19 protein-coding genes are annotated in these 21,367 nt (G+C 71.1%); 4 read left to right on the top strand and 15 right to left on the bottom strand.

Annotated elements, in window-relative coordinates:
* Nucleotides 1-714 precede the first annotated feature (714 nt).
* A complete protein-coding gene (locus ABD339_RS17265; RefSeq protein ID WP_344566972.1) occupies nt 715-2,589 on the bottom strand; it encodes a CASTOR/POLLUX-related putative ion channel in 1,875 nt (624 codons plus the stop codon).
* A gap of 230 nt (nt 2,590-2,819) precedes the next feature.
* Here ABD339_RS17265 and ABD339_RS17270 point away from each other — a divergent pair, with 230 nt between their 5' ends.
* Nucleotides 2,820-3,389 carry a GrpB family protein gene (locus tag ABD339_RS17270; protein WP_344566974.1) on the top strand — a complete coding sequence of 190 codons (570 nt, stop codon included), beginning with the start codon at nt 2,820-2,822 and terminating at the stop codon, nt 3,387-3,389.
* Between the two features lie 249 nt (nt 3,390-3,638).
* Here the strand turns inward: ABD339_RS17270 and ABD339_RS17275 are convergent, their stop codons facing one another.
* Both ABD339_RS17275 and ABD339_RS17280 read right to left on the bottom strand, forming a co-directional pair.
* Complete coding sequence (locus ABD339_RS17275) at nt 3,639-5,828, bottom strand: glycoside hydrolase family 6 protein (protein ID WP_344566976.1); 2,190 nt, start codon at nt 5,826-5,828, stop codon at nt 3,639-3,641.
* Between the two features lie 873 nt (nt 5,829-6,701).
* The gene (locus ABD339_RS17280; RefSeq protein ID WP_344566978.1) at nt 6,702-7,295 is read right to left on the bottom strand and encodes a helix-turn-helix domain-containing protein; all 594 of its coding nucleotides are present in this window, start codon (nt 7,293-7,295) and stop codon (nt 6,702-6,704) included.
* Nucleotides 7,296-7,404: 109 nt separating this feature from the next.
* Here ABD339_RS17280 and ABD339_RS17285 point away from each other — a divergent pair, with 109 nt between their 5' ends.
* Together ABD339_RS17285 and ABD339_RS17290 are read left to right on the top strand one after the other, a co-directional pair.
* The gene (locus ABD339_RS17285; RefSeq protein WP_344566980.1) at nt 7,405-7,539 is read left to right on the top strand and encodes a hypothetical protein; all 135 of its coding nucleotides are present in this window, start codon (nt 7,405-7,407) and stop codon (nt 7,537-7,539) included.
* A 262-nt stretch (nt 7,540-7,801) separates the two neighbouring features.
* Nucleotides 7,802-9,313, top strand: a complete 1,512-nt coding sequence (locus tag ABD339_RS17290) for a carotenoid oxygenase family protein (RefSeq protein WP_344566982.1) — start codon at nt 7,802-7,804, stop codon at nt 9,311-9,313.
* A gap of 27 nt (nt 9,314-9,340) precedes the next feature.
* Here the strand turns inward: ABD339_RS17290 and ABD339_RS17295 are convergent, their stop codons facing one another.
* Both ABD339_RS17295 and ABD339_RS17300 read right to left on the bottom strand, forming a co-directional pair.
* Nucleotides 9,341-9,541, bottom strand: a complete 201-nt coding sequence (locus ABD339_RS17295) for a hypothetical protein (protein ID WP_344566984.1) — start codon at nt 9,539-9,541, stop codon at nt 9,341-9,343.
* A gap of 295 nt (nt 9,542-9,836) precedes the next feature.
* Complete coding sequence (locus ABD339_RS17300; protein WP_344566986.1) at nt 9,837-10,766, bottom strand: SDR family NAD(P)-dependent oxidoreductase; 930 nt, start codon at nt 10,764-10,766, stop codon at nt 9,837-9,839.
* Nucleotides 10,767-10,842: 76 nt separating this feature from the next.
* Between ABD339_RS17300 and ABD339_RS17305 the strand changes: the two genes are divergently transcribed.
* Nucleotides 10,843-11,832 carry an AraC family transcriptional regulator gene (locus ABD339_RS17305; protein ID WP_344566988.1) on the top strand — a complete coding sequence of 330 codons (990 nt, stop codon included), beginning with the start codon at nt 10,843-10,845 and terminating at the stop codon, nt 11,830-11,832.
* A 95-nt stretch (nt 11,833-11,927) separates the two neighbouring features.
* On the opposite strand, the gene ABD339_RS17310 is transcribed toward ABD339_RS17305, so the two are convergent.
* From ABD339_RS17310 to ABD339_RS17355, 10 genes are all read right to left on the bottom strand, one after another.
* Nucleotides 11,928-12,053 carry a hypothetical protein gene (locus ABD339_RS17310; RefSeq protein WP_344566990.1) on the bottom strand — a complete coding sequence of 42 codons (126 nt, stop codon included), beginning with the start codon at nt 12,051-12,053 and terminating at the stop codon, nt 11,928-11,930.
* A gap of 232 nt (nt 12,054-12,285) precedes the next feature.
* Complete coding sequence (locus tag ABD339_RS17315) at nt 12,286-13,056, bottom strand: maleate cis-trans isomerase family protein (RefSeq protein WP_344566992.1); 771 nt, start codon at nt 13,054-13,056, stop codon at nt 12,286-12,288.
* A gap of 37 nt (nt 13,057-13,093) precedes the next feature.
* Nucleotides 13,094-13,588, bottom strand: a complete 495-nt coding sequence (locus ABD339_RS17320) for a MarR family winged helix-turn-helix transcriptional regulator (RefSeq protein WP_344566994.1) — start codon at nt 13,586-13,588, stop codon at nt 13,094-13,096.
* Between the two features lie 71 nt (nt 13,589-13,659).
* Nucleotides 13,660-14,517: an alpha/beta fold hydrolase gene (locus ABD339_RS17325; RefSeq protein ID WP_344566997.1), complete on the bottom strand. Its 858-nt coding sequence runs from the start codon at nt 14,515-14,517 to the stop codon at nt 13,660-13,662.
* A gap of 43 nt (nt 14,518-14,560) precedes the next feature.
* The gene (locus ABD339_RS17330; protein ID WP_344567000.1) at nt 14,561-15,214 is read right to left on the bottom strand and encodes an isochorismatase family protein; all 654 of its coding nucleotides are present in this window, start codon (nt 15,212-15,214) and stop codon (nt 14,561-14,563) included.
* Nucleotides 15,211-15,969, bottom strand: a complete 759-nt coding sequence (locus ABD339_RS17335) for an SRPBCC family protein (protein WP_344567002.1) — start codon at nt 15,967-15,969, stop codon at nt 15,211-15,213. The genes ABD339_RS17330 and ABD339_RS17335 overlap by 4 nt, the downstream gene beginning before the upstream one ends.
* On the bottom strand, nt 15,942-16,493 hold the full coding sequence (locus ABD339_RS17340; protein ID WP_344567003.1) for a (2Fe-2S)-binding protein: 552 nt from the start codon (nt 16,491-16,493) through the stop codon (nt 15,942-15,944). Before ABD339_RS17340 ends, ABD339_RS17335 begins: the two co-directional genes overlap by 28 nt.
* On the bottom strand, nt 16,493-18,886 hold the full coding sequence (locus ABD339_RS17345; protein ID WP_344567004.1) for a xanthine dehydrogenase family protein molybdopterin-binding subunit: 2,394 nt from the start codon (nt 18,884-18,886) through the stop codon (nt 16,493-16,495). Before ABD339_RS17345 ends, ABD339_RS17340 begins: the two co-directional genes overlap by 1 nt.
* On the bottom strand, nt 18,883-19,761 hold the full coding sequence (locus ABD339_RS17350) for an FAD binding domain-containing protein (protein ID WP_344567009.1): 879 nt from the start codon (nt 19,759-19,761) through the stop codon (nt 18,883-18,885). The genes ABD339_RS17345 and ABD339_RS17350 overlap by 4 nt, the downstream gene beginning before the upstream one ends.
* A gap of 94 nt (nt 19,762-19,855) precedes the next feature.
* The gene (locus ABD339_RS17355; RefSeq protein ID WP_344567011.1) at nt 19,856-21,328 is read right to left on the bottom strand and encodes an MFS transporter; all 1,473 of its coding nucleotides are present in this window, start codon (nt 21,326-21,328) and stop codon (nt 19,856-19,858) included.
* Between the last annotated feature and the right edge of the window lie 39 nt (nt 21,329-21,367).

Here is a 21,367-nt window from a genome sequence, read left to right on the forward strand (position 1 = left end):
GGCGGGCGCTGGCCCACCTTCGCGGGCGGCCATCCCGCGGCAGCGGCCGGGCGTGGCGGCAGTTCGCTGACCGGCGGGAAATCGACCGCGGGCAGCGGGGCGTGGCACAGCCTGTGGCCGGCCGAGGCCGCAGGACACACATGAGAGGGGCCGTGGCCAGGGTGGTGGTGGCCGCGCGGCGCGGTGACAACGGCCCTCTCATGGCAGGGGGCCGCGGCAGTGGCCGTGACGCCGGCCCCGCCTTCCGGGCATCCGAGTTCCTCGGCAGCCGGGTAGGGGCCACCGAGGAAGAGCACCGTGAGCAGCAGCACGAATACGGCCGTGAGACCCGCGGCCGACCGGTGCGCGTGGAGGGCGGGGCGGCCACGCATCGCGGGGCGGTGAGGGGCGACGGGCAGCTTTCGAGAGGGCACCGATGCTCGCCTCCCGCCGTCCCGATGGCACCTTCTGCTGCCATGGTGGAGGTGGCGGGGACCGAGCGGCCTGGCAGTCACCCGTACGAGGTCCGCGTTTCACCCACACGACCCAACGCCGCCGGCCGCGACGACCGGCAGTCGGCGAAGTCAACTCCCGGCCTCGGCCCCCGACATCAACTCTCCCGAGTCAGCCCTGCGGACTCTCCGGAGCCGGCCCTGCGGCGCGGAGCGGTGGCCGGCACTTCACCACGCGGACCGCCGCTCGCCCCGGCCGGGATTCCTTGCCGCCGCCCCCTCCTCATGCTTCCTCGGCGAGCACGATGACGTGATCGTCCTCGTGCAGGCTGAGCGGAGCGGACTTGGGCGGATTGAGGTGTACGCCGTAGGACGGGGAGTCGTCGCGCTGCGCGTTCAGCCGGTACCCCAGGGCCGTCTCACCGTGCCGTCGGGCCGCCTCTATGAGGGTGGTGAAGTTGGCGTCGGCGCCGGGGTTCAGGTAGCGCGTCGCCGGTTTCAGGTAGATCTCGGAGCCGGCGGGGTCGAACAAGTCGATCAGCACGTCGTGGAGATGCCGGTTCTCCGTGAGCTGCGTCAGCAACAAGCTGATCAGCTTGGAGCTGACGATGAAGTCGTCCGCCTTGGTGACCTGGGCGACCTCGCGGTTGCTGTCCTCGTTCATCTCCGTGACGATCGAGTACGGGTCGCCGAGCCGGTCTTCTATGTCGCGCAGGTGAAGCAGCGTCACCAACGTGTGGTTGTCGGCCTGCTCGGGATCGGCGCGCTCGTCGGAGAGAACCAGGACGTGCTGGTAGCCGCCGGGATCCAGGGCCTCCAGGGAGCGTCTGCTGGTCGGGCGGCAGTGCTTGTGCGCCACGGTGAGATTGCGGCGCCGCTCTTGTGTGGCCGCCTCGGGACAGTGCGATGCCGCGATGTCCAGCTCCGAGCCGGGCTCGGTGAAGCTGTCGAGCAGGTCGATGATTTTCGGGACGCGGCCGTTCCACCCGATCAGCAAAGTCCGCTCCGGGGCCCGCGCCCGGTCGTGGGCGCAGGCCAGCGCCTCCTCGACGATCTGTGCCGGGCGCCGGTCGGCGAGCCTGATGAACAGGTCGTCCTCGGCGAGCACGATGACGCCGTCCCCGTCACCGATGACCGTGTCGGACGGCGGGTTCACCAGGACCTCCCCGCTCGCGCGGCGCAGCCCCGCGGGCACGCCGAGTTCGTACCGGTGCAGGGCCTCGCCATAGGTCACTCCGGTGAGCGAGGGCTCGGCGCAGATGTAGAACTCGTTGCCGTAGAAGCTGAGCACTTCGTTGCAGACCGTGGACAGCCCCGCCTGCCGGTGGGACTGCACGATGAAGCGGACAGCGATGTCATCGGCGTCGATCACCAGGCCGTGCTCGCCCGCGGCCAGACGGGCCGCCGCGAGATTGTCCGAATCCTGCACAGCGGCTACCACATGCGGCCGAGTGCCCCGCCAGGAACGGTTGTTCAAGACCAGCAGCGTCTTGATGACCATCGTGTCCGCCTCATCGGGATTCGCCGGCGGCAGCACCATGATGGCCTTGCTGGTGTCAGGACTGACCAACTCCAGGTCGGCGCGCTTGAGCGGGTTCCCCGACCGGCAGATCACCCGCGTCCGCCCGGTCGCGGGGACCCGCGCCCGGATCTGGTCCTCCATGTCGATCTTGTCGTGGTCGGCGAGCACCACCACACAGGAGCGACGCTCGCTCTGGTTGGCCTCGACCAGTTCCTCGATCACCGTGAAGATCTGTTCCGACCACCCCAGGACGATCGTGTGGCCCCGCTCGAAGAGCTTCGACTTGCCCTTGCGCAGCCGTTCGATCCGGGCGTTGAGTCCGGCGGTCAGCACACCGATGAGCGCGCTGACGATGAAGATGCCACCGATCGTCACCGTCAGCATGAGGGCCAGGAAGACAGGGCGCCCGGTGTCGCCGCCCATGGTGCCTGGATCGAGGGTGCGCAGCAGGCTCATCCACGCCACGCCGAGCCACCCGCCATGCGCTTCGGTGTCCTCGTCGGTGAACAGCACCACCAGCGAGGCGACCGCCACGATCAGTGCGGCCGAGGCGAGCGCCAGCCAGCCGATCAGAGCGGGCGTCCCACGGTCCATCGTGCCGTCGAACCAGTACCGCAGCCGTTCCCGTAACCGCACGCGAAGTCCTCCACTCCCTTGGCACACCCTGCACCACCAGGGATGTTTTCATGCAAGGGATCTTCACGCAGGGGCCGGCCCAGCGGCGCGACGACGAGCCACGGGCCAAGTCGGCAAGACCACCGCTGCGCGCCACGGGCACGCCTGCCGGCCGGCTGCCGAGATGCCGCGCGCGTTCACGTTGACGCGGCCGGCTCCGGCCCCGCGGGCTGGGGGTAGCGTGGGCCGGCATGCCGTTTCCCGATGAGCGTCAGCAGGCCGAAGTGATCGACTACCAGCCGCAGTGGCCAACGGAGTTCGCACGGTTGGCCGGACAACTGAGCGAGGCCCTGGACGGCCGGTCGGCTGCCATCGATCACGTGGGATCGACCTCGGTGGCGGGTCTGCCGGCCAAGGACTGCATCGATGTGCAGATCCGGGTGGAGAGCCTCGATGAGGTCAAAGATGTAACGCTGCTTGCCGCGCTCGGCTTCCGATGCCGGCCCGAGCCATGGAACCGCTCGGAAGTCTCGGCCGGAGTCCACTGCCGGAAACTTGTCTTCGCCCCACCGGCCGGCGCCCGCCCCTGCAATGTCCACCTCCGCGAGAGCGACGGCCAAAACGCCCGCTACGCCTTGCTGTTCCGTGACTTCCTGCGTGCCGACGAGCTCTCTCGCCGGGCGTGGGGGACGTTCAAGCGGCGACTGGCGACGAGCGTGCCGGACTTGATGGCCTACGGACAGATCAAGGCTCCCGCGACCGACATCTTGATGGCCGCCGCCGAGAGTTGGGCGGCCGACTCCGGCTGGAGCGCCGTGTGATCCCCGCCGGTTCTGCCGAAAGCAGCCCTACGGCGCCGACGGGTTCTCAAGCAGGGGGTCGCGGCCGGCGCGGGGGAACGGAGTCCGGCACAACCGCGCCGGCCAACCGCGCTGGCGCACCCGGCCGCATGAGGGCCCGAGGCCGCATGCGAGAGCGCGGGGCCGTATGAAAGCGCGGCAGCGGGGACGCAGGTGCCGCGTCCCCGCCCGCCGGCGAGGACGAACGAGGACGCGGGGCGTGCGGGCGGTCTACGGCTCGGTGCCGAAGACCAGGGAACCGTTCACATAGACGGTGATCCGCGGCATGTCGGCGTACGACGTACCCGTGCCGTGGCTCCAGTCGTCGCTCTCGTCGAAGTTCGACCAGTCCGTCTTGTTCAGCCGCAGTTGGATGTCGCCGCTGTCCGCACCGGCGGCCAGGCTGCCGGAGGAGAAGGAGACCTGCGCGTAGTGGTCGGCGCCCGTTCTGGCGGACGACAGCGCCGTCACCGAGGACTTCACCGTCGAGCAGCCCAGCTGCGCGTAGTCGCACGAGGTGGAGAACGCAGTGGCGCCGGCCTCCTTGGTGAACCAGTACCGCACGGTGACCTTGCTCAGATCGGCCGCGGACGTGCCACCGTTCACCAGCCGCAGGCCCGGCTTGATCTGCGAGTCCTTGGGGGCGGAGTCGTTGTTCTTGTACTGCGCCTTCAGGCCCGACGGGCCGCCGGGGCCCGACGCCTGTGTCGTGGCCGGCGCGGCGGAGGACGCCGCGGAGACGTTGCCCGCGGCATCCCGCGCCCGCACCGTGTAGCGGTAGGAAGTGGAGGCCGCCAGGCCGGTGTCGGTGTAGGACGTGGTGCTGGTGCCGCCAGCCTTCACACCGTTCCGGTACACGTCGTACCCGGCCACGCCGGTGTCGTCGGTGGAGGCCGACCACGTCAGGGACACGCTGTCCGCGGTGGTGCCCGAGACCGTCAGACCTGTGGGAACGCTCGGCGCGCGGGTGTCGCCGGGCTCGCCGGGGTTCTCCCCGCCGTCACCGGCCGGCGGGTAGGAGTTGGCCAGGAGCTGGCGGAACTGGGCCGAGAACCAGTGACCCGCCAGCGGGGCATCCGCGAGAGCGCCGCTCATGTTGTGTCCGTTGCGGCCGTTGCCGGTGTACGTCGGATCGCACATCCGGTCGAAACCCTTGCCCTCGTCGTTGTCGATGGCCTTGCTCGAACCGTCGGATTCACCCGGCGGCTTGGCCCACACGTACGCGTCGATGCCGGATGCCGGAGCGGCGCTCGGCCGCTCGCCGAGCCCGGCGCCGGACTGGTTGCACCAGTTGCCCGCGTGGATACGACGGTCTACGCGCCCGCCCTCGACATACGCGTCAACGGACGTCGTGGGTCCGGGACCGGAGGGCCGCTGGGCACCGCCCCAGCCGTTGCGGGAGGTGTCGACGAGCATGCCGATACCGGAGTCGAAGCCCTGCGCGACCAGCACCGAACGCAAGCCCTGCGCGTAGGTCTTCTCGTCCACGTACTGGTTCCAGTCCACCCACTTGGACTGGCGCACGGTCGTGCCGTTCACGGTGTCCGTCACCTTGAAGTGGGGTTCTTCGAGCGCCGAGTAGTTGGCGGTGTTCACGATGAAGCCGTGGACATCGTCCACGGTCGCACCGTTGGCGGTGGCGGCCTTCTTGAACTCCTGGGCGGCGGGGACAAGGTTGCTGTCCCAGCCGAGCCAGCCGTGATGGGCGGCATCGACGTAGTTGTAGACATTGGGGATGTCGCCGAGCGAGGCGAGGGCGTAGCCGACGCCCTTCTCGTAGTTCCCGTTCGCCTTCATCGTCGCGCACGCCTCCGTGGACCCCTCGGTGCCACCGGCGTTCGTGACGAGGTTGGGCAGCGAGTCCGGCTCGATGACGGTGACGATGCGCAGGCTCGCGTACTTCGAGTCGCCGAGGATGTCGGCGATGGGGTCGATGTACTCGCTCTGGTAGCGGCCGATCTCGGTGGGTCCGAGCTCGCCGTTGGAAGCGAGAGCCGAACAGTCGCGTCCGGGCAGGTCGTAGATGACCAGCTGGACGAGGTCCGCGCCCTGCGCGAGCGCGGTGTCGAGGTGACCGCGCAGGCCGCGCGCCTCGGACGTGCCCTCGATGGCGGCGATGCGGTCCAACCACACGAACGTGGGCTGGTCGGCGACGGCGTCCCCGCCCGGCTCCGCCGAAGCCTTGGCCGACCAGTCGGGGTTCACATACGGAGTGGCGCCCGCATACGGGTTCTCGACGCGCGCGGCGGCCTGGGCCGGTGCGGCGAGGGCTCCGAGAGCCAGGCCGGAGCTCAGGAGAGCGACGGCGAGACCGAGCGCGGAGGCGCGGCGTCCACGCCGACGCCGCGGACCGGTGGGCGGACGTACGGTCCGGGCCCCGTGCCGGTCTCTTCTGCGTAACGACAAGACGTGCATGAACATGCTTGCTCCTCACATGACGATGCCGCGGTGCGATGGGTGGAAATGCGTCCAGTGCTGTGGTGCGGCGGAACACGCCCCGCCCCGTACCGGAAGCGCGTACGGGACGCAGCGGAATCACGAAGTGTGCTATGGGAGCGCTCCCAAAATCGTCGGAGAGCCGCCTGGTGTCAAGACATGAAGGGGCACCTCACTGAAAGACGCCTTCGCCCCAACGCCCGTGCGTCGCCCCTGAGTCGAGTGCCGGCACGAGGTTCGCGCACGCCACGGGCGGGTCGGAGCCGGGGGTGCCGTGCTCCTGGCCCAGGGGCGGGTTCAGGTCGACTGGGAGGCCGGGCCCCCGGCGGCAGCACGCTGACGAGACCGCGGATCTGCGACCGGGGCCGTCGTCGCGAGCTGTCCGCCCGGGGCGGGCGCACGGGTGGGCGGGCTCGCCCCGATGGGCCGAGGAGGCCGAGGGCTTGGACCGGCCGCACCTCGGCGTTGCCGAACCAGTGGGGTGTGCGGGTATCGAACTCGGCGGCATTCCCGGGGCCCATGATCAGGTCGCTGTCGCCCCGGCCTCGGTACCGGCATCCACGGTGCCGTCAAGGCCGCCCTCGAATCCCTTCCCCGCGTCTGGGCCGCCGAGTACGCCCCCGCCGGTGTCCGCGTCAAAGCCGTCGTCGCGGTCCCACCCGTGCCGACGGCACCGCCGCCTTTCGGGACGCCTTCGAGGCCGCCGGAAACTCGGTGGCTCTCAAGAGGCTCGCCGACGCCGGAGTGCCTCGATCCGGAGAACGGCCAGGCAGGCGGGGCCCGTTCCCAGGCCGACCGGAGGGCCGGAGCGCCACCCACGCGCAAGTACGCGCTCCACACCGTCATTCACGGGCGCCGTCATTCACGGGTGTCTTGAGCGTCGTGGTCGCCGTTTTCGCGCTGGTGACCGCGGCGGGCGTCGCGGTCGAAGATGCCCAGAACTTCGCAGGGGCCGCCCGCGGCGCCGATCGCGTGCGGGAGCATGGTGGGGAACTCGGCGGCCTGATTGGTCTCGATGCGGAAGCGGCGGTTGCCGAGCATGAGCGTCGCGGTGCCGGAGAGGACGACCAGCCATTCGCGCCCGGGATGGGCGCGCATGCGCGCCGGATTCTCGGGTGGTGGTTCGGTCATGCGCTGGCGCATCACGGTCGTACCGGGCTCGTTCTTCATGGGCCAGCGCATCAGGCCGCGGACGCTGTCGATCATCGGGCTGGTGATGATGTCGTCGGCGGCGGTTTCCACGAGCTGGTCCAGCGAGGTGTCCAGAGCACGGGCCAGGGTGACCAGCTGATCCAGCGCGAGACGCCGCTGGCCGTTCTCGATACGGCTCAGTGAGGACTGGCTGAGGTTGGCGCGGGTGGCCAACTCCTCCAGGGACCAGCCCTGGGCGACCCGCAGGGCACGGATGCGTTTGCGTACGAGACTGTCGAGCTCTCCGTCTTCTTGCGCCATGGGCAATATCCTATGCCTTTTATGCATACGGAGTGGCGTCCGCAAGCCCGGCCTGTGCGCCTTCGAGGTGACCTGTGCCCGACTGGGAGCGCGTCCGGAGGACTGTCTGTTGGTCGATGACGTCGCGGTCACCGCCGAGGCCGCCCAGGAGGCGGGCACGCAGGCGCACATATTCGAGAAGAACACAGACACTGTCACCCGCATCGCGGAGCATCTGGGCGGGGCGGGGCCGTTCTCGTGGTGACGGGGATCGCCGGCGGCGGGGGAGCAGGGGGTCAGCAGGCTTGGCCCGTCGCGCCCGGGGCCGAGCGTCCTGGGTGAGAAACCGCGGGCCGCTGTGCCCGCCTTCCGGTGAAGAGTCGCCCTGCGAAGTGGTGGTGTCAGCACCACCTCCGATCCGGGGTCTGGCGCGACTGCTACACGGGCGTCCGGGGAGGAGAGTTGCTCCCGTCACCACGAGTCCGGCCGAGAGAGCCGGGCCTCGATAAGGGGAACGGGGAAGCATGATGGCAAGTCACACGCGGCGGAGACTTCTCAAGGGCACCGCGGTCGCGGCTGCGGGCAGTGTGGTCGGGAGCGGCCTTGGGGCCGGCTTCTTCACCGCTGCGGCGCAGGCGAGTCCGGCAGCCGGGAAGAGCGGAGCGAGCGGAGACACCCCGTTCGTGGAAGGCGCTTTCGCGCCGGCCACCGAGGAGTTGACCGCCTTCGACCTCAAGGTGACCGGCCGCATTCCGCGCGATCTGGACGGCCGTTACCTGCGCAACGGTCCGAACGCACTGGGCCTTGAGGACGTCCGCGCTCACCACTGGATGCTCGGCGACGGAATGGTGCACGGGGTGTGTCTCCGCGGCGGGCGTGCTGAGTGGTACCGCAACCGTTGGGTGCGGTCCTCGCAGGTGACGGAGAAGCTGGGGGAGACCTATCCCGGCCGGGTACCGCCGGACGACTTCGCGTGCAACACACATGTGATCCCGTACAAGGGCCGCATCCTGGCCATGCAAGAAGGCGGGCCGCTGCCGTACGAGCTGGACGGCGAGCTCAACACCGTGCGCCCGTACGACTTCCGCTCCACCCTCAAGGGCGCGTTCACCGCGCACACCAAGTACGACGCGGCGGCCGACGAACTGCACGCGATCGCCTACTACCCGACCTGGGACCATGTGCGGCACGTCATGATCGACCAGAGGGGCCGGGTGGCGCGGACGACACGGGTTCCCGTCGCGGACGCGCCGATGATGCACGACTTCGCGCTCACCGAGAAGTACGTGGTGATCGTGGATGTGCCCATCACTTTCGACGCTCCCGCCGCGGAGGCGGGCGCGCTCGTGCCGTACGTGTGGAACGACAGGCACCCCATGCGCATCGGGCTGCTGCCGCGTACCGGCGGCACCACGCGCTGGTTCGAGATCGACCCGGTGTACTACTCGCACACCCTCAACGCCTATGACGAGGGTGACACGGTAGTGCTGGAGTACATCGGGTTCCCCGCGCCGTTCTACGCCGCCGGCCGAGGCATGGGCGGCCCCTGCGCGACCGGCTCCCCCACGCTCGACCGCTGGACGATCGACCTGCGCGCGGACCGGGTTCACAGCACCCGGCTGGATGACCGTCCGCAGGAGTTCCCCCGCATCAACGAATCCCTGGTCTCACGCCGGCACCGCTATGCCTACACTGCGAGTGCAGCCGAGATGTGGCGCGCGTACGAGACCGCCGACGGGGTGCCGCCGGATGAGAGGTTCACCAACTACCTGGTGAAGCACGACATGCTGCGGGGCAGCAGGCAGCTTCACCGCTTCCCCACGGGCGCGGCGGTCAGCGAGCCGGTGTTCGTGCCCCGGCGCGGGGCGCGGGCCGAGGACGACGGTTACGCCCTGTCGTACGTGAACGATCCCGACCGCGGCGCAACCGACCTGGTGATCCTCTCGGCCCAGGACTTCGGCGGCCCCCCGCTGGCCCGGATCCACCTGCCGGGCCGGGTACCGCTGGGATTCCATGGCAGCTGGATCGCGGATGCTTAGTGCGGCATGCCTGTCGGCGACGGCCTGTCAACACGGGTCGGCGGCAGGAGTGAGGCCGAGGCGCCGCATGAGGAAGCTCAGCCAGTAGGTGTTGTGGAGCACGGCTTCGCAGTCGCCGGATGCCATGCCGTGTCCCACTCCGTCCCAGATGCGCAGAAGGGCGGGTGTACCAGGGCCGGAGGCGGCCCGGGTGCGGGCGACGGACTTGCGGACCCGGCCGGGGGACACGCGGAGTCCACGGCTCCTGCGTACACGTGGAACCACGGGTAGCGGGTGTCGTCATCGACCAGCGGTACGGCGACCTCGTCGCCAGGCCACCCGGAAGCCCGCGAACTGCTGCGCCGGCACCTGCACTCCCGGTTCACCGGGGACTTCGCGGCACGCCTGTCCTCGCGTCGGCCGACCAGGACGACGTGCGTGCGGACTTCCGCAGAGGGGTCACGGCCCTGCCGCACACAGAGGGACCGGCAACAGACGGCTGACCCCGTTCAGCGGGACGGTGGCCGATGCGGGGCTGCGGTCGTCACCCTTTGAGGAGTCGCTCGCTCAGCTCCCACAGCCGCCGTGCCGCGTCCGGGTCGATGGCGTGCGGCACAACGTTGGCCGAGGCGATCGCGGCTGCGTCGAAGACGGCGGGCCCGGCGCTGTCGTCCAGCGGTGAGATGTCGTTGTTTCGCAGGTAGACGCCGCCGATACCAGCGAGCAGGGGGCTGGTCGCCGTGAACACGATGGTGCCGGCGCCCTGCTGCGGCGTCTTCTTGTCGCGGTCGGGATCGATGATCGGCCGCCCCGATGCGTCGGTGAGCCCCATGGCCGAGTGGACGCTGCCGCGGATGTCTTCACCGGCCCCTCGCCGGTCCAGCTCGACTGCGAACAGGATGTTGGCGGTTTTGGACTGCCCGTAGGCGAGCATGGGGTCGTAGCCGGTGGTGAAGTGGGGGTCCTCCCAGCGGATGCCGCTCAAGCGGTGGCCGCCGGAGCTGACGTTGACGACGCGGGCGCCTTGTGCGGCGCGCAGTGCGGGCAGCAGCTCCAGGGTCGGCTGGAAGTGGCCGAGGTGGTTGGTCGCGAACTGCGACTCGTAGCCGCGCGTATCCCGTACCAGAGGGCCGCCCATGATGCCGGCGTTGTTGATCAGGATGTGCAGGGGGCGACCGGAGTCGAGGTAGCGGGCGGTGAAGGCGTCGATCGACGCGGGGTCGAGGAGGTCGAGTTGGCCGACTTCCACGCGTGCGGTTCCGGTCAGCGCGCGGGCGGCCCGGTCGCGGTGGCGCGAGCCCACGGTGACGGACGCGCCGGCGGCGCTGAGCGTGCGGGTGGTCTGCAGGCCGAGTCCGACGTGACCGCCGGTGATGACGACGTTGATGCCGGACAGGTCGATGCCTTCAAGAACGTCCGCGGCCGTCGAGGCCGCGGTGAAGCCGGAACCGAGAGGATGCTGTTTTGGATTCATGCCATCACTGTGGCGGCGCTTGCCCGGACTATGAATAATTGAAGGTCCGGTTTTCTTTCGCGAGAGTATGGACACGATGGCTGATCAACTGTCCGAAGTATTCGACCTCGTGGAGCTCCAGGGGCAGATGACCGGCGGGTTCGAGGTGCGGGGGCGCTGGGTGTCGCACGGTCTCGTCGATGACCCGCTCAAGCTTGTCGCGGTGGCGCGCGGCCAGGTCTGGCTGTCCACCGAGGGCCTCGAAGCTCCACTCAAACTGGAGTCCGGCGATGTCGCGGTCCTGAACAACAGGACGTGGCTGCGCGTTGAGGGTGGTACCGGCGACGGACCACCCCGCGAGATCTTCCCCGACCCGGGCTACCGCACCGTCCGCGACGACACCGGCGGCGGGGTCAGCGGCGACGACAGCCGCGACGGCGACGTCCCGGACATCGTCGTCGGCTGTCGCGTCGATCTCAACCCGACCGGCCGGGCGCTGCTGTTGCAGGCGCTTCCGCCGGTGGGCCATGTCCGGGCATCGACCGCGACCGCCACCGACCTGCGCCGCATCCTCGATGCCCTGGTCGAGGAGGCGGCCGAAAGCCGGATCGGCTCGGCGTTCGCCGTCCGGCAGTTCGGCCAGCTTCTGATCCTCGAAGTGGTGCGCGCCTACCTCGACCAGGCACAGCCACCACCCGGGTGGCTGCGGGTGGTGCGGGACGAGCGGTTGCGCTCGGCGCTCAGTCTCATGCACGCCGATCCGGGGAAGCCGTGGCGACTGGAGGAGCTGGCACGCGCCGCGGCGATGTCGCGGGCCACGTTCGCCGAACGCTTCCGCGCCATGGCGGGCGTACCGCCGTTGACCTATCTCCACCGCTGGCGGATGCTGCTGGCCCAGCGGGCCCTGCGCGATCGGGATGTCCGCATCGGCTCGCTGGCAGCGGAACTGGGCTACGCATCTGACAGTGCCTTCAGCACCGCGTTCAAACGGGAGCTGGGGGAGGCGCCGCTGCGCTACCGCGACCGGGCGCGCGGCGAATCGGCCGCCCGCACCGGCCCGGCAGCCAGTCGGCTGTCTGGTCCATGATCTCGTCGGTCACCGTGCCTGTTCGCACGCCGCCGTGGCCGGCCCCGACGGGTGACCGCGCCGGCTCGCGGCCCCGGTCCGGTCCTGTGGTGGATTCAGCGCCGGTGGTTGTTGCTGGTGTGGTCGCCGCCGAGCCAGCGGGCGAGATCGGCGTGCGCCGTCGCGCGCCGCTCGGCGTCGGTCTTCTCGATGTCGGGATGGTCGACGGTGAACTCCAGCATCAGGCCGTTGGGGTCGGTGATGTACAGCGGGACACAGAACCCTGGTCGATGACGTAGGCGTCCTTGTCGGAGTAACCGGCCGCGGAGATGCGCTTCCGCATGGCCTCCTGGGTCGTGTGCTCGACCTTGAAGGCGATGTGGCCCCAGGGGGAACCACCCCGCCGCAATCCCGGGCCGGAATCCCGCGCGCAACCCCGGGCCGCGATCCCCCGGCCCGGTCCGCGCAGGCGGGTCAGGCGGCAGGCCCGAGCGGTGTGTCACCGCTCAGCAGCCGTCCCGCGCCGGGCACCACCGCCGGCACTCCCAGCTCGGTCAGGAGGCGGTGTGCCGTGGCGGTGGCCGCCGAGAGCACCGGCAGTCCGGAGGCTTCCTCCACGTGCTCGATCGCCGACAGCGAGGGCATCTGCACACAGGCCGACAACACGATCGCCTCCGCGCCCGTCAGGTCCAGCCGCCGCCAGTGCTCGCGCAGGTCGTCCGGGTTCAGCCGGGCCACCGCGAGATTGTCCGGAACCTCCAGGCTGAGCGAGTCCACCACCTCGGTGCCCGCCTCCTCCAGGTAGTCGACCACCATGCCCGTCAGCTCCTTCATGTACGGGGTGATCACCGCGACCCGGCGTGCGCCCAGCGCCTCGACGGCGCTCAGCAGCGCCCCGGCGCTGGAGACCACCGGGGCCGCGCAGCCGCCGGCGTCCAGACCGGCCCTGATCTCCTCCTCGGCGACGCGATGATGCCCGGGGCCCTGCGCCATGATGGCCACCAGGCACGCGGAGGCCACCACGTCGGGCTGGGCGTCGGCGAGTTCGAGGGCGGCCCGCTCGGTCTGCGCGTTCATCCCGCGCAGCTCCTCGGGAGTCACATGCCGCATCCGCATCCGGCTGCTGTGGAAGAGGAAACGGTCCCCGGGCAGGGTCTCCTCGCGGGCCCGCAGCATGCGCGGCAGTTCGGTCTCCATCGTCAGGTTCGAGCTGGGGACGATCATGCCGATGTGGTGGTCTGTCACGGGTTCTCCCTCTGTGGTGCGGGCGCGCTCGTGCGCCCTATACGTTGCCACCGCCCAGCCGCTCCCAGTCGTCGGCGAGGGCGGTCAGCTCCCGTAGGAGCCGGTCGCGGCCGGCCGGGTCGTACTGTTCGAGCAGCCGCTCGTCCAGTTCCCGCGCCCGGCCGTTGGTCTCACGGAGCATGCGTTCGCCCGATTCCGTGAGGTAGAGCAGCTTTCGGCGGCCGTCGGCCGGCGACGTGCGGCGCTCCAGCAGCCCGCGCTTCTCCAGCCGCCGGGCCATGTCCGCCATGGTGGAGGTGTCCAGCGCGACGGCGGAGGCCATCGAACTCTGGTCGCTGCCCGGGTTGGCGTGCACGGTGGTGAGCACCGCGAACTGCGGTCCGGTCAGCGTCGGATCGACGGTGCGGACCCACGCCGCCAGATACGCCTGGTAAAGGCGCCGCACCTGGTATCCGGGCGCGGCCGTGAGCACGGCGGGGGCGACGGGCGGGCCGCCCGTGCCCGGCGCCGTGGAAGGGGTCTTGTCAGCCATGAGCCCACTTAAGCACGACAGTTGAGAGGTCTCGCGGGCACGGGTGGGGTGTGCGGCCGGTCCCCGACGGCTCAGCCCAGGAGCCCACGCAGCGCCTCCCGCAGCAGCCCGAGCGCCGTCTCCGGGTTGTCCCAGAAGAGCATGTGTCCGGCGTCCGGAACCTCGGTGAGCGCGGCCCCGGGCAGGGCTCGGGCCGCCTCCGCCGCGCCCTCGGCGGTGACGACCGGGCTGTCGGCGCCGTACAGCAGTGCCGTCGGGACCGGGACCGAGGGCCACCAGTCGAAGAAGTCCTCCCGCTCGAAGCCCTCGTGGGTGCCCCGGATCGCGGCCTCCCCGCAGCTCGCCAGCCAGCGCGCGCGCAGTTCCCGCTCGCGGGCCGGCCAGCGCGGCCAGGAGCGGCCGACCTCCTCGGCGTCCGTGCCGCGCCGGGCCTGGGCGAGCTGACCCAAGAAGGCGTCGAGCGTCGTCGGATACGGTCCCCGGCCGGGCCCGCTCATCGGCGGGTCCACCAGCACGGCGCCCGAGAGCGCGGCCTTGCCGCGCACGGCGGTGACGGCGGCGATGCGGGCGCCCATCGAGTGCCCGAACAGCAGCGGCTCCCGCAGGCCGAGTCCGGTGACGACGGCCTCGGTGTCTTCGGCGTACGCGCCTAGGCCGTAGCCCTCACCGTCGTCGGAGAAGCCGCGGCCACGTACGTCCAGCACCAGGGGGCGGACGAGATCGGTCAGCTCGCGCGCCACGAAGTCCATGGTGATGGCGGGGCTGGTGATGCCGGGGAGCATCAGGAGGGGGACGCCGGAACCGCCGTAGTCCAAGGCGTGCAGCCGGACGGTGCCGTTGCTCGCCCAGCGGCTGGTCGCCGGTACATCGGCGAGGTCGGCTGCCGCCTGGGGGGTGAGGAAGCGCGCGGGTGCGGGCGCAGAGGACAAGAGTGCTCCTGGTGAGTGTGGTGCGCTGCGGGGTGGTCCGATATCAGCTGGGGGAGGGGAGTCGGCGCAGATACTCCAGTGCGTCCTCCTGGCCGATCACGTCGCCGTACTTGGCCTGGATGTCGAAGAGGGCCGCGTCGTGCGGCCCCTGGGCGCGGTCGCCCGCGCACGCGCGCGGCACCAGCACGGGGAACCCGGACTGCACCGCGTCCACCGCCGTGGCGCGCACGCACCCGCTGGTGGTCGCCCCGCACACCAGCGCCGTATCGACGCCCAGCCCGGTCAGTGAGGCGGCGAGCGAGGTGCCGAAGAACGCCGAGGCCCCCTTCTTGAGGACCAGCAGGTCCTCCGGTCGCCGGGGCAGCCGCGGATCCAGCTCCACCGCTTCGCTGCCCGCCACCAGTGCCCGCATGCCGGTGGCCTTCGCCAGCCAGGTCACCGATCCGCCGGCCGCCTCGGCGGGGCTGTAGGAGATCGCCGTCCAGACCACGGGCACCCCGGCCGGCCGCGCGGCGGCCACCAGCGCCGAGGTGGCCTCCACCACGCCGGTGAGGTCCGAGCCGGTGGGGAAGGTGTCCTGGGTGAAGCCGCGGGTGAGGTCCACGACGATCAGCGCGGGACGTGTGCCGCGCCGCACCGGCGCGCCGAACCCGGCCCGCTCGTAGGTGCTGTCCGTCTCGGTGCCGTACGCGCTCACCTGCCGCACCTGCCCGCCTGCTTCTCGCGGGCCGGCACCCGGCCCAGCAGCCAGCCCTCGAACAGCCCGAAGGCGAAGGCGCCGACGACCGGACCGTACTTCGACAGCGCCGGACCGACGATCATCGACAGCCCGTTCAGCTCGTCCTGACCCGCCGACTGCGCCGCGAGGGCGGGCAGGGGCCGCGTCCGCGGGGCCTGCGCGGCATCCGCCGGCGCGGGTACGGCTCCGGAGCCGGTTCCCGGCGCGTGGACACCGCCCTGCGCCGCCTCCTGTCCGGGGGCGGCTCCCGGTGTGGCTTGCCGCGCGCGGTCCTGGTCGAGCAGCGTGCCCAGGTTGCGGGCGAACTGCTGGAGGATCTTGTCCGAGACCGTGGCCACCGCGCCCTTGCCGAACTGCGCGATCTTGCCCCGGATCACCAGATCCGTCTCCAGCCGCAGCTCCGAGCCCTCGGCCGTCTCCGCGACCTCCAGCCGGACCGCCGCCTCCGCGTCACCGCTCCCGTGGGTATCGGCGCCGCGCGCCTGGACCCGCAGCGTACGGCGCTCCTCGTCCACCTCCACGAAGCGGACCGTGCCGGCGTAGGCCGCGGTGATCGGGCCGACCTTGACCTTCACCCTGCCCTGCCAGGCGTCGCCGTCGCGGCCCTCCAGCGCGGCGCCCGGCATGCAGGAGACGACCCGTTCGACGTCGTTGACGAGCGTGAAGACCTCCCCGGGGGGTGCCTTCACCGGGACGGTGTTGTTGAGCTGCATGAACCCTCCTCGCGGATCGCCGCCCGGCGCCGGGCGGCACAGTCGTCGATCGCCTCGACGATCGTCTGGTAGCCCGTGCACCGGCACAGGTTCGCGGCCACCATCTCGCGGATCTCCTCCTTGGTGACCTCCGGCCGCGCGGCCAGCACACCCTCGGCCAGCATCAGGAAGCCCGGGGTGCAAAAGCCGCACTGGAGTGCGTGGTGCGCGGTGAACGCCTGCTGCAGATCCCCGAGTTCACGTCCGTCCGGGCCCTCGCCGAGCGATTCGACCGTACGGATCTCGCAGCCCTCGGCCTGCGCGGCGAACATCAGACAGGCCCGCGCCGGCGCCCCGTCCACCAGCACCGTGCAGGCGCCGCAGATGCCGTGCTCGCAGCCCACATGGGTGCCGGTCAGGCCCAGGTCGTGCCGCAGCACATCGACCAGGGTGCGCCGCGACTCGGCCAGGACCTCGTGCCGCTCGCCGTTCACGGTGAGGCTCAACAGGTTCTGGTCCGGCGGCTGATGGGTGATCTCCGGCATCAGGCGTGCTCCAGTGCGCTCGCGACGGTCTCGGGGGTGATGGGGGTGTTGTCCAGCTCCACCCCGGTGGGGCGCAGCGCGTCGTTGACGGCGTTCAGTACCGCGGCGGGCGCGCCGATCGTGCCGCCCTCGCCCGCGCCCTTGGCGCCGGTCTCGGTGAAGGCGCAGGGTGTTTCCAGGTGCTGGATGCCGATGTCGGGGATCTCCAGCGCGGTCGGCACCTTGTAGTCCATGAAGCTGGTGGCCGAGGGCTCGCCCTGCGCGTCGTAGGTGACCTGCTCGAACAGCGCTCCGGCAATGCCCTGGGCGATACCGCCCCGGCACTGGCCCTCCACCACCTGCGGGTTGATGGCCACACCGCAGTCCTCCACGCACACATAGCGCAGGATCTCCACCTGCCCGGTGCCCTCGTGCACTTCGACGACGACGCCGTGGGTGGCGTTGGAGAAGGTGCCGTCGTTGAAGACGTCGAAGGACGCCGTCGCCGCCAGGCCGGGCTCCACCCCCTTGGGCAGCAGGTGCGCTTTGAGGTAGGCGATGTCGGCGATCTCCCGGTGGCTCATCCGCCCGCCGCCGTCCGCGCGGCGCACCCCGCCCCGGGCCAGCTCCACCTGGTCGGGCGCCAGGCCCCAGTGCGCCGCCGCGATCAGCCGCAGCTTCTCGCCGAGCTTGGCCGCCGCCAGCCGTACCGCGCTGCCGCCGACCGCGATCGAGCGGCTGGCGAAGGTGCCCCAGCCGTAGGTGATGCGCTCCGTGTCGCCCTGGTGGACGCGGACTCGCGCCAGTTCCAGCCCCAGCTCGTCGGCGGCGATCTGGGCCATCGTCGTCTCATGGCTCTGCCCGTGGCTCATGGTGCCGGTGGTGACGGTCAAAGCGCCGGTGGTGTCCATCCGGACCTCGGAGATGTCGAAGCCGGGAACAACCTCCATCTTCCGCTGTGCGAAGGCCGTGGAGCCGTATCCGGTGCGCTCGCTGAAGCAGGAGTAGCCGATCCCCAGATGGCGGCCCTCGGCGGCGAAAGCGGCGTCTCGCCGCTCGTACCAGCCCTCTTCGCGCAGCGTCCGCTCACACAGGTCCAGCGACTCCAGGTAGGAGCCCGGGTCGTAGGTGACGTTGTTGACGCCCGTGTAGGGGAAGTCGGTGATGAGGTTGCGTCGCCGGATCTCCACCGGATCCATGCCCAGCTCCCGCGCGGCCCGCTCGAAGAGGCGCTCCACCACCATCACGTACTGCGGCCGGCTCACCCCCCGGTAGGGCGCGCTGGGTGCTTTGTTGGTCGTCACCGCGCGGGCCCGCACCCGGTAGGAGGGGACCTTGTAGACACCGGGCATCTCCGCCGACGCCATCAGGGGCTCGATACCGGCGGTGAACGGATAGCACGAGTAGGCGCCCATGTCGCAGACGATGTCCGCGTCCAGGCCCAGGATCCTGCCCTCCGCGTCGAAGGCGGCCCGCACGTCGTAGTGCTGCTCCCGGGCCAGGAAGGAGGCGGTCAGGGCATCCTTGCGATCCTCCGTCCACTTCACCGGCCGGCCGAGCCGCAGCGCCGCCGCGGCCACGGCGATCTCCTCGCGCCCCACCACGCACTTGAGGCCGAAGCCGCCGCCCATGTCGGGCACCAGCACCCGCACCGCCCGCTCGTCCAGGCCCAGGCAGCGGGCCGCGACGGTACGCACCTGGTGCGGGACCTGGGTGGAGGTGCGCACCACCAACTGCTGCTCGCGGTCGTCCCAGGCGGCCACCGCGCCCCGGGTCTCCAGCGGAAGGGCGTTCTGCCGTCCTGTACGGGTCTCGACGTGCACCACGCATGCCGCCTCGTCGAACACCTCGTCGATACCTGCGGAGGCGAACATCGACACATCCAGCAGGGTGTTGGCCGCCGCCTCCTCGTGCACGAGCGGGGCGCCGGGGGCCAGGGCCTGGGCGTCATCGACGACGGCGGTACGCGCGTCGTAGGTGACCTTCGCCGCCTCCAGGCCGTCCTCGGCCGCGTACGGATCCCGGGCGATCACGACCGCCAGCGGCTCCCCAGCGAAACGCACCCTCTCGCCGGCCAGCACCGGCATGCCCGTCGGCACGAACTCCTCGGCCGGCCGCCCCAGCCGCGCCGTGATGTCGCCCAGCGCCAGGTCCTCGGCGTCGAACGCGGCGACCACCCCCGGCACCTCGCGCACCGCCGACAGGTCCAGCGAGGTGACGATGCCGGAGGCGATCGTGGCCCGCACGAACTGGGCGAAGAGCATTCCGGGGAGCCGCAGGTCGTCGGTGAAGGAGCCGCGGCCGGTCAGCAGCCGCGGGTCCTCGCGCCGCCGCGCCGAAGTCCCCACGAGGCGCGCGCCGTCGCCGGCGCGCGGGTGCCCGCTTTCGTTTCCGCCGTGGTTTCCGCCGTTCATTGTGAGACCGCCTCCTCGCAGGCCCGGGCCACCAGGGTGCGGGTGAGCCCTCGCCGGTATTCCGCGCTGCCGCTCGCGTCGCCGGGCGGGTCGATGGCGAGGGCCGCCGCAGCGGCCACCGCCTTGTACAGCGCCGGCCCCGCCCTGCCGCCCTGCGCCAGCACCGCCTCGGCCTCCGGGACCCGCACCGGCAGCGCCGCGACCCCGCCGAGCGCGACCCGGCCGCCGCACACGGTGCGGCCGTCGGCCGCCAGGTCCACATCGACGGCGGCGGCGACGGTCGCGAAGTCGCCGTGCCGCTGTGCGAACTCGGTGAGCGCCGCGTACGGCGCGGGGGAGGGGAAGACGACCTCGGTGAGCACCTCGTCCTCCTCCAGCGCGGTGGTGTAGTAGCCGAGGAAGAAGTCCCGTGCGCCGATCCGGCGCTCGCCGGCCGGCCCGTGGGCGACGAGTACCGCGTCCAGCAGCACCGCCAGCAGGCACCACTCGGCGGTGGCGTCGGCGTGCGCCATGCTGCCGCCGACGGTGCCGCGGGTACGGATCGGCAGATGGCCGACCCAGCGCATTGCCGTGCGCAGCACCGTGAAGCCGGGTCCCAGCAGCGCGTCGGGCGCGGTCTCCACCTCGTGGTGAGTGGTGAGCGCCCCGATGTGCAAGGCGCCCTCGGCGTCGGTCCGCAGGCCGCGCAGCCCGTCGAGGCGGCTGATGTCGACCAGGTGGCCGGGCCGGGCGAGCCGGAAGTTCATCATCGCGACCAGGCTCTGGCCGCCGGCGACCACCTTCGGCTCGCCGCCGGCCGCCGCCAGCTCGGCCAGCAGCCCGGCGGCACCCGCCAGATCCCGGGCCCGGTGGTAGGTGAACGGGGCGGGCTTCATGACCCAGGGCCCTCCTTCGTCGTCCGCGCCGTCATCCCGCGCGGGTGGTGCGTACGGGCGGCGCCGTGGTCCGCGGCGTTCATACGGGCGGCACTCATGTCCGGGTGGTGGGTACGGGCGGTGTGCCGCTGCCGTCCGGAGGGGGAGGGGCGGCGGGTTCGGCACCCTGCCCCGGCGCGGTCTCCACACCCTGCCCCGGCGCGGTCTCCACCGCGTCCAGTTCCCGGCCCTTGGTCTCCGGCGCCGCGACCGCCATCCACACGACCGCGCCGAGGACGACCACGCCGAGCACCGCGAAGGTCAGCGGCAGCCCCAGCAGCGGCCACATCAGCGAGCCGAAGAGCATCGGGGCGAAACCGGTGCTGATCCGGCTCACCGACGAGGCCCAGCCGAAGCCGCTGGCGCGCAGCGTGGTCGGGTACAGCTCGGAGACATACGCGTACAGCGCCGGGATGGTGAGCTGGATCAGGAAACCGAAGACCGCGATCCCGATCATCGCCGCCGTGCGGACCTCCAGCACCAGCGCGAAGCCCACCAGCGCCGCCGTGGCCACCGGCGCGGAGAAGCCGATCAGGCGTTTGCGCCCGACCACGTCCACCAGCCACGTCGAGGCGAGGACCCCGGCGATGCCGACGGCGCTCATCAAGGTGGTGCCGGTGAACGAGGCGGTGTCGCCGTAGCCCTCCTCCTTGAGGATCGAGGGCATCCAGGTCAGCGCCGCGTAGTAGACGAGCATGATGGTGACGAACAGCAGCCAGGCGACCGAGGTGATCCGCGGGCTGTAGCGCCACAGCAGCCGGAACTGCTCGACGCCGGCCCGCAGTCCGCCGGCCCGGCGCCCGTCGGGGGCGGTGGGCTCAGGCGGCGCCGGCGGAATGCCGTAGGGCTCCGGCGCGGCGCCCGTGGCGGCCACCAGGTCGTCGATGACGGCCCGCGCCTCCACCTCCCGGCCCTTCTTGGTGAGGTAGACGGGCGACTCGGGCACCCCGCGCCGCACCCAGAACAGCAGCAGTGCGGGCAGCACCATCGTGCCCATCATCCAGCGCCAGTTGCCTGCCAGGGGGATCAGCACGGTCGCGACCAGCCCGCACAGCGTGACGCCGATGGGCCACCACAGGTCCAGCGCGGTCAGGATCCGCCCCCGGTACTTCTTCGGCGAGAACTCGCTCACCAGCGCGTAGTCGACCGGTATGCAGCCGCCGAGCCCGACCCCCGCCAGAAAGCGGAAGAGCAGGAAGATCCCGTAGTCGGGGGAGAGGGCGCCCAGCACCGAGAACACCGCGAAGATCAGCAGCGTGGCGCTGAACGCTTTCTTCCGGCCGATCCGGTCCGCGATGGCGCCCCAGACGATGGCTCCGACCGCCATGCCGACCAGGTTCGCCGTCGCCACGAAGCCGCGTGCGCTGAGACCGAGGTCGAACTCCTTGCCCAGCAGCGGCATCAGGAAGCCGTTGAGCGCGATGTCCCATGCGTCGAACAGGTAGCCGAGGCCACCGATGATGAAGATCTTTCCTTGGACTCCCCATCTCCACGGGAGTTCCTGGACAATCTGATCGCCTGTCTTCACGCGCTCGCTCCAAAGGGGGTCGGGTCGGCGTGGGGGATG

Source organism: Streptomyces axinellae, assembly GCF_039532135.1.
Taxonomy (GTDB): Bacteria; Actinomycetota; Actinomycetes; order Streptomycetales; family Streptomycetaceae; genus Streptomyces; species Streptomyces axinellae.

Coding starts and splice junctions, on each gene's coding strand:
- ABD339_RS17270 (WP_344566974.1), top strand. CDS start 2,820: ATGCCGTTTCCCGATGAGCGTCAGCAGGCCGAAGTGATCGACTACCAG.
- ABD339_RS17275 (WP_344566976.1), bottom strand. CDS start 5,828: ATGTTCATGCACGTCTTGTCGTTACGCAGAAGAGACCGGCACGGGGCC.
- ABD339_RS17280 (WP_344566978.1), bottom strand. CDS start 7,295: ATGGCGCAAGAAGACGGAGAGCTCGACAGTCTCGTACGCAAACGCATC.
- ABD339_RS17290 (WP_344566982.1), top strand. CDS start 7,802: ATGGCAAGTCACACGCGGCGGAGACTTCTCAAGGGCACCGCGGTCGCG.
- ABD339_RS17300 (WP_344566986.1), bottom strand. CDS start 10,766: ATGAATCCAAAACAGCATCCTCTCGGTTCCGGCTTCACCGCGGCCTCG.
- ABD339_RS17305 (WP_344566988.1), top strand. CDS start 10,843: ATGGCTGATCAACTGTCCGAAGTATTCGACCTCGTGGAGCTCCAGGGG.
- ABD339_RS17310 (WP_344566990.1), bottom strand. CDS start 12,053: ATGCTGGAGTTCACCGTCGACCATCCCGACATCGAGAAGACCGACGCC.
- ABD339_RS17320 (WP_344566994.1), bottom strand. CDS start 13,588: ATGGCTGACAAGACCCCTTCCACGGCGCCGGGCACGGGCGGCCCGCCC.
- ABD339_RS17335 (WP_344567002.1), bottom strand. CDS start 15,969: ATGCAGCTCAACAACACCGTCCCGGTGAAGGCACCCCCCGGGGAGGTC.
- ABD339_RS17340 (WP_344567003.1), bottom strand. CDS start 16,493: ATGCCGGAGATCACCCATCAGCCGCCGGACCAGAACCTGTTGAGCCTC.
- ABD339_RS17345 (WP_344567004.1), bottom strand. CDS start 18,886: ATGAACGGCGGAAACCACGGCGGAAACGAAAGCGGGCACCCGCGCGCC.
- ABD339_RS17350 (WP_344567009.1), bottom strand. CDS start 19,761: ATGAAGCCCGCCCCGTTCACCTACCACCGGGCCCGGGATCTGGCGGGT.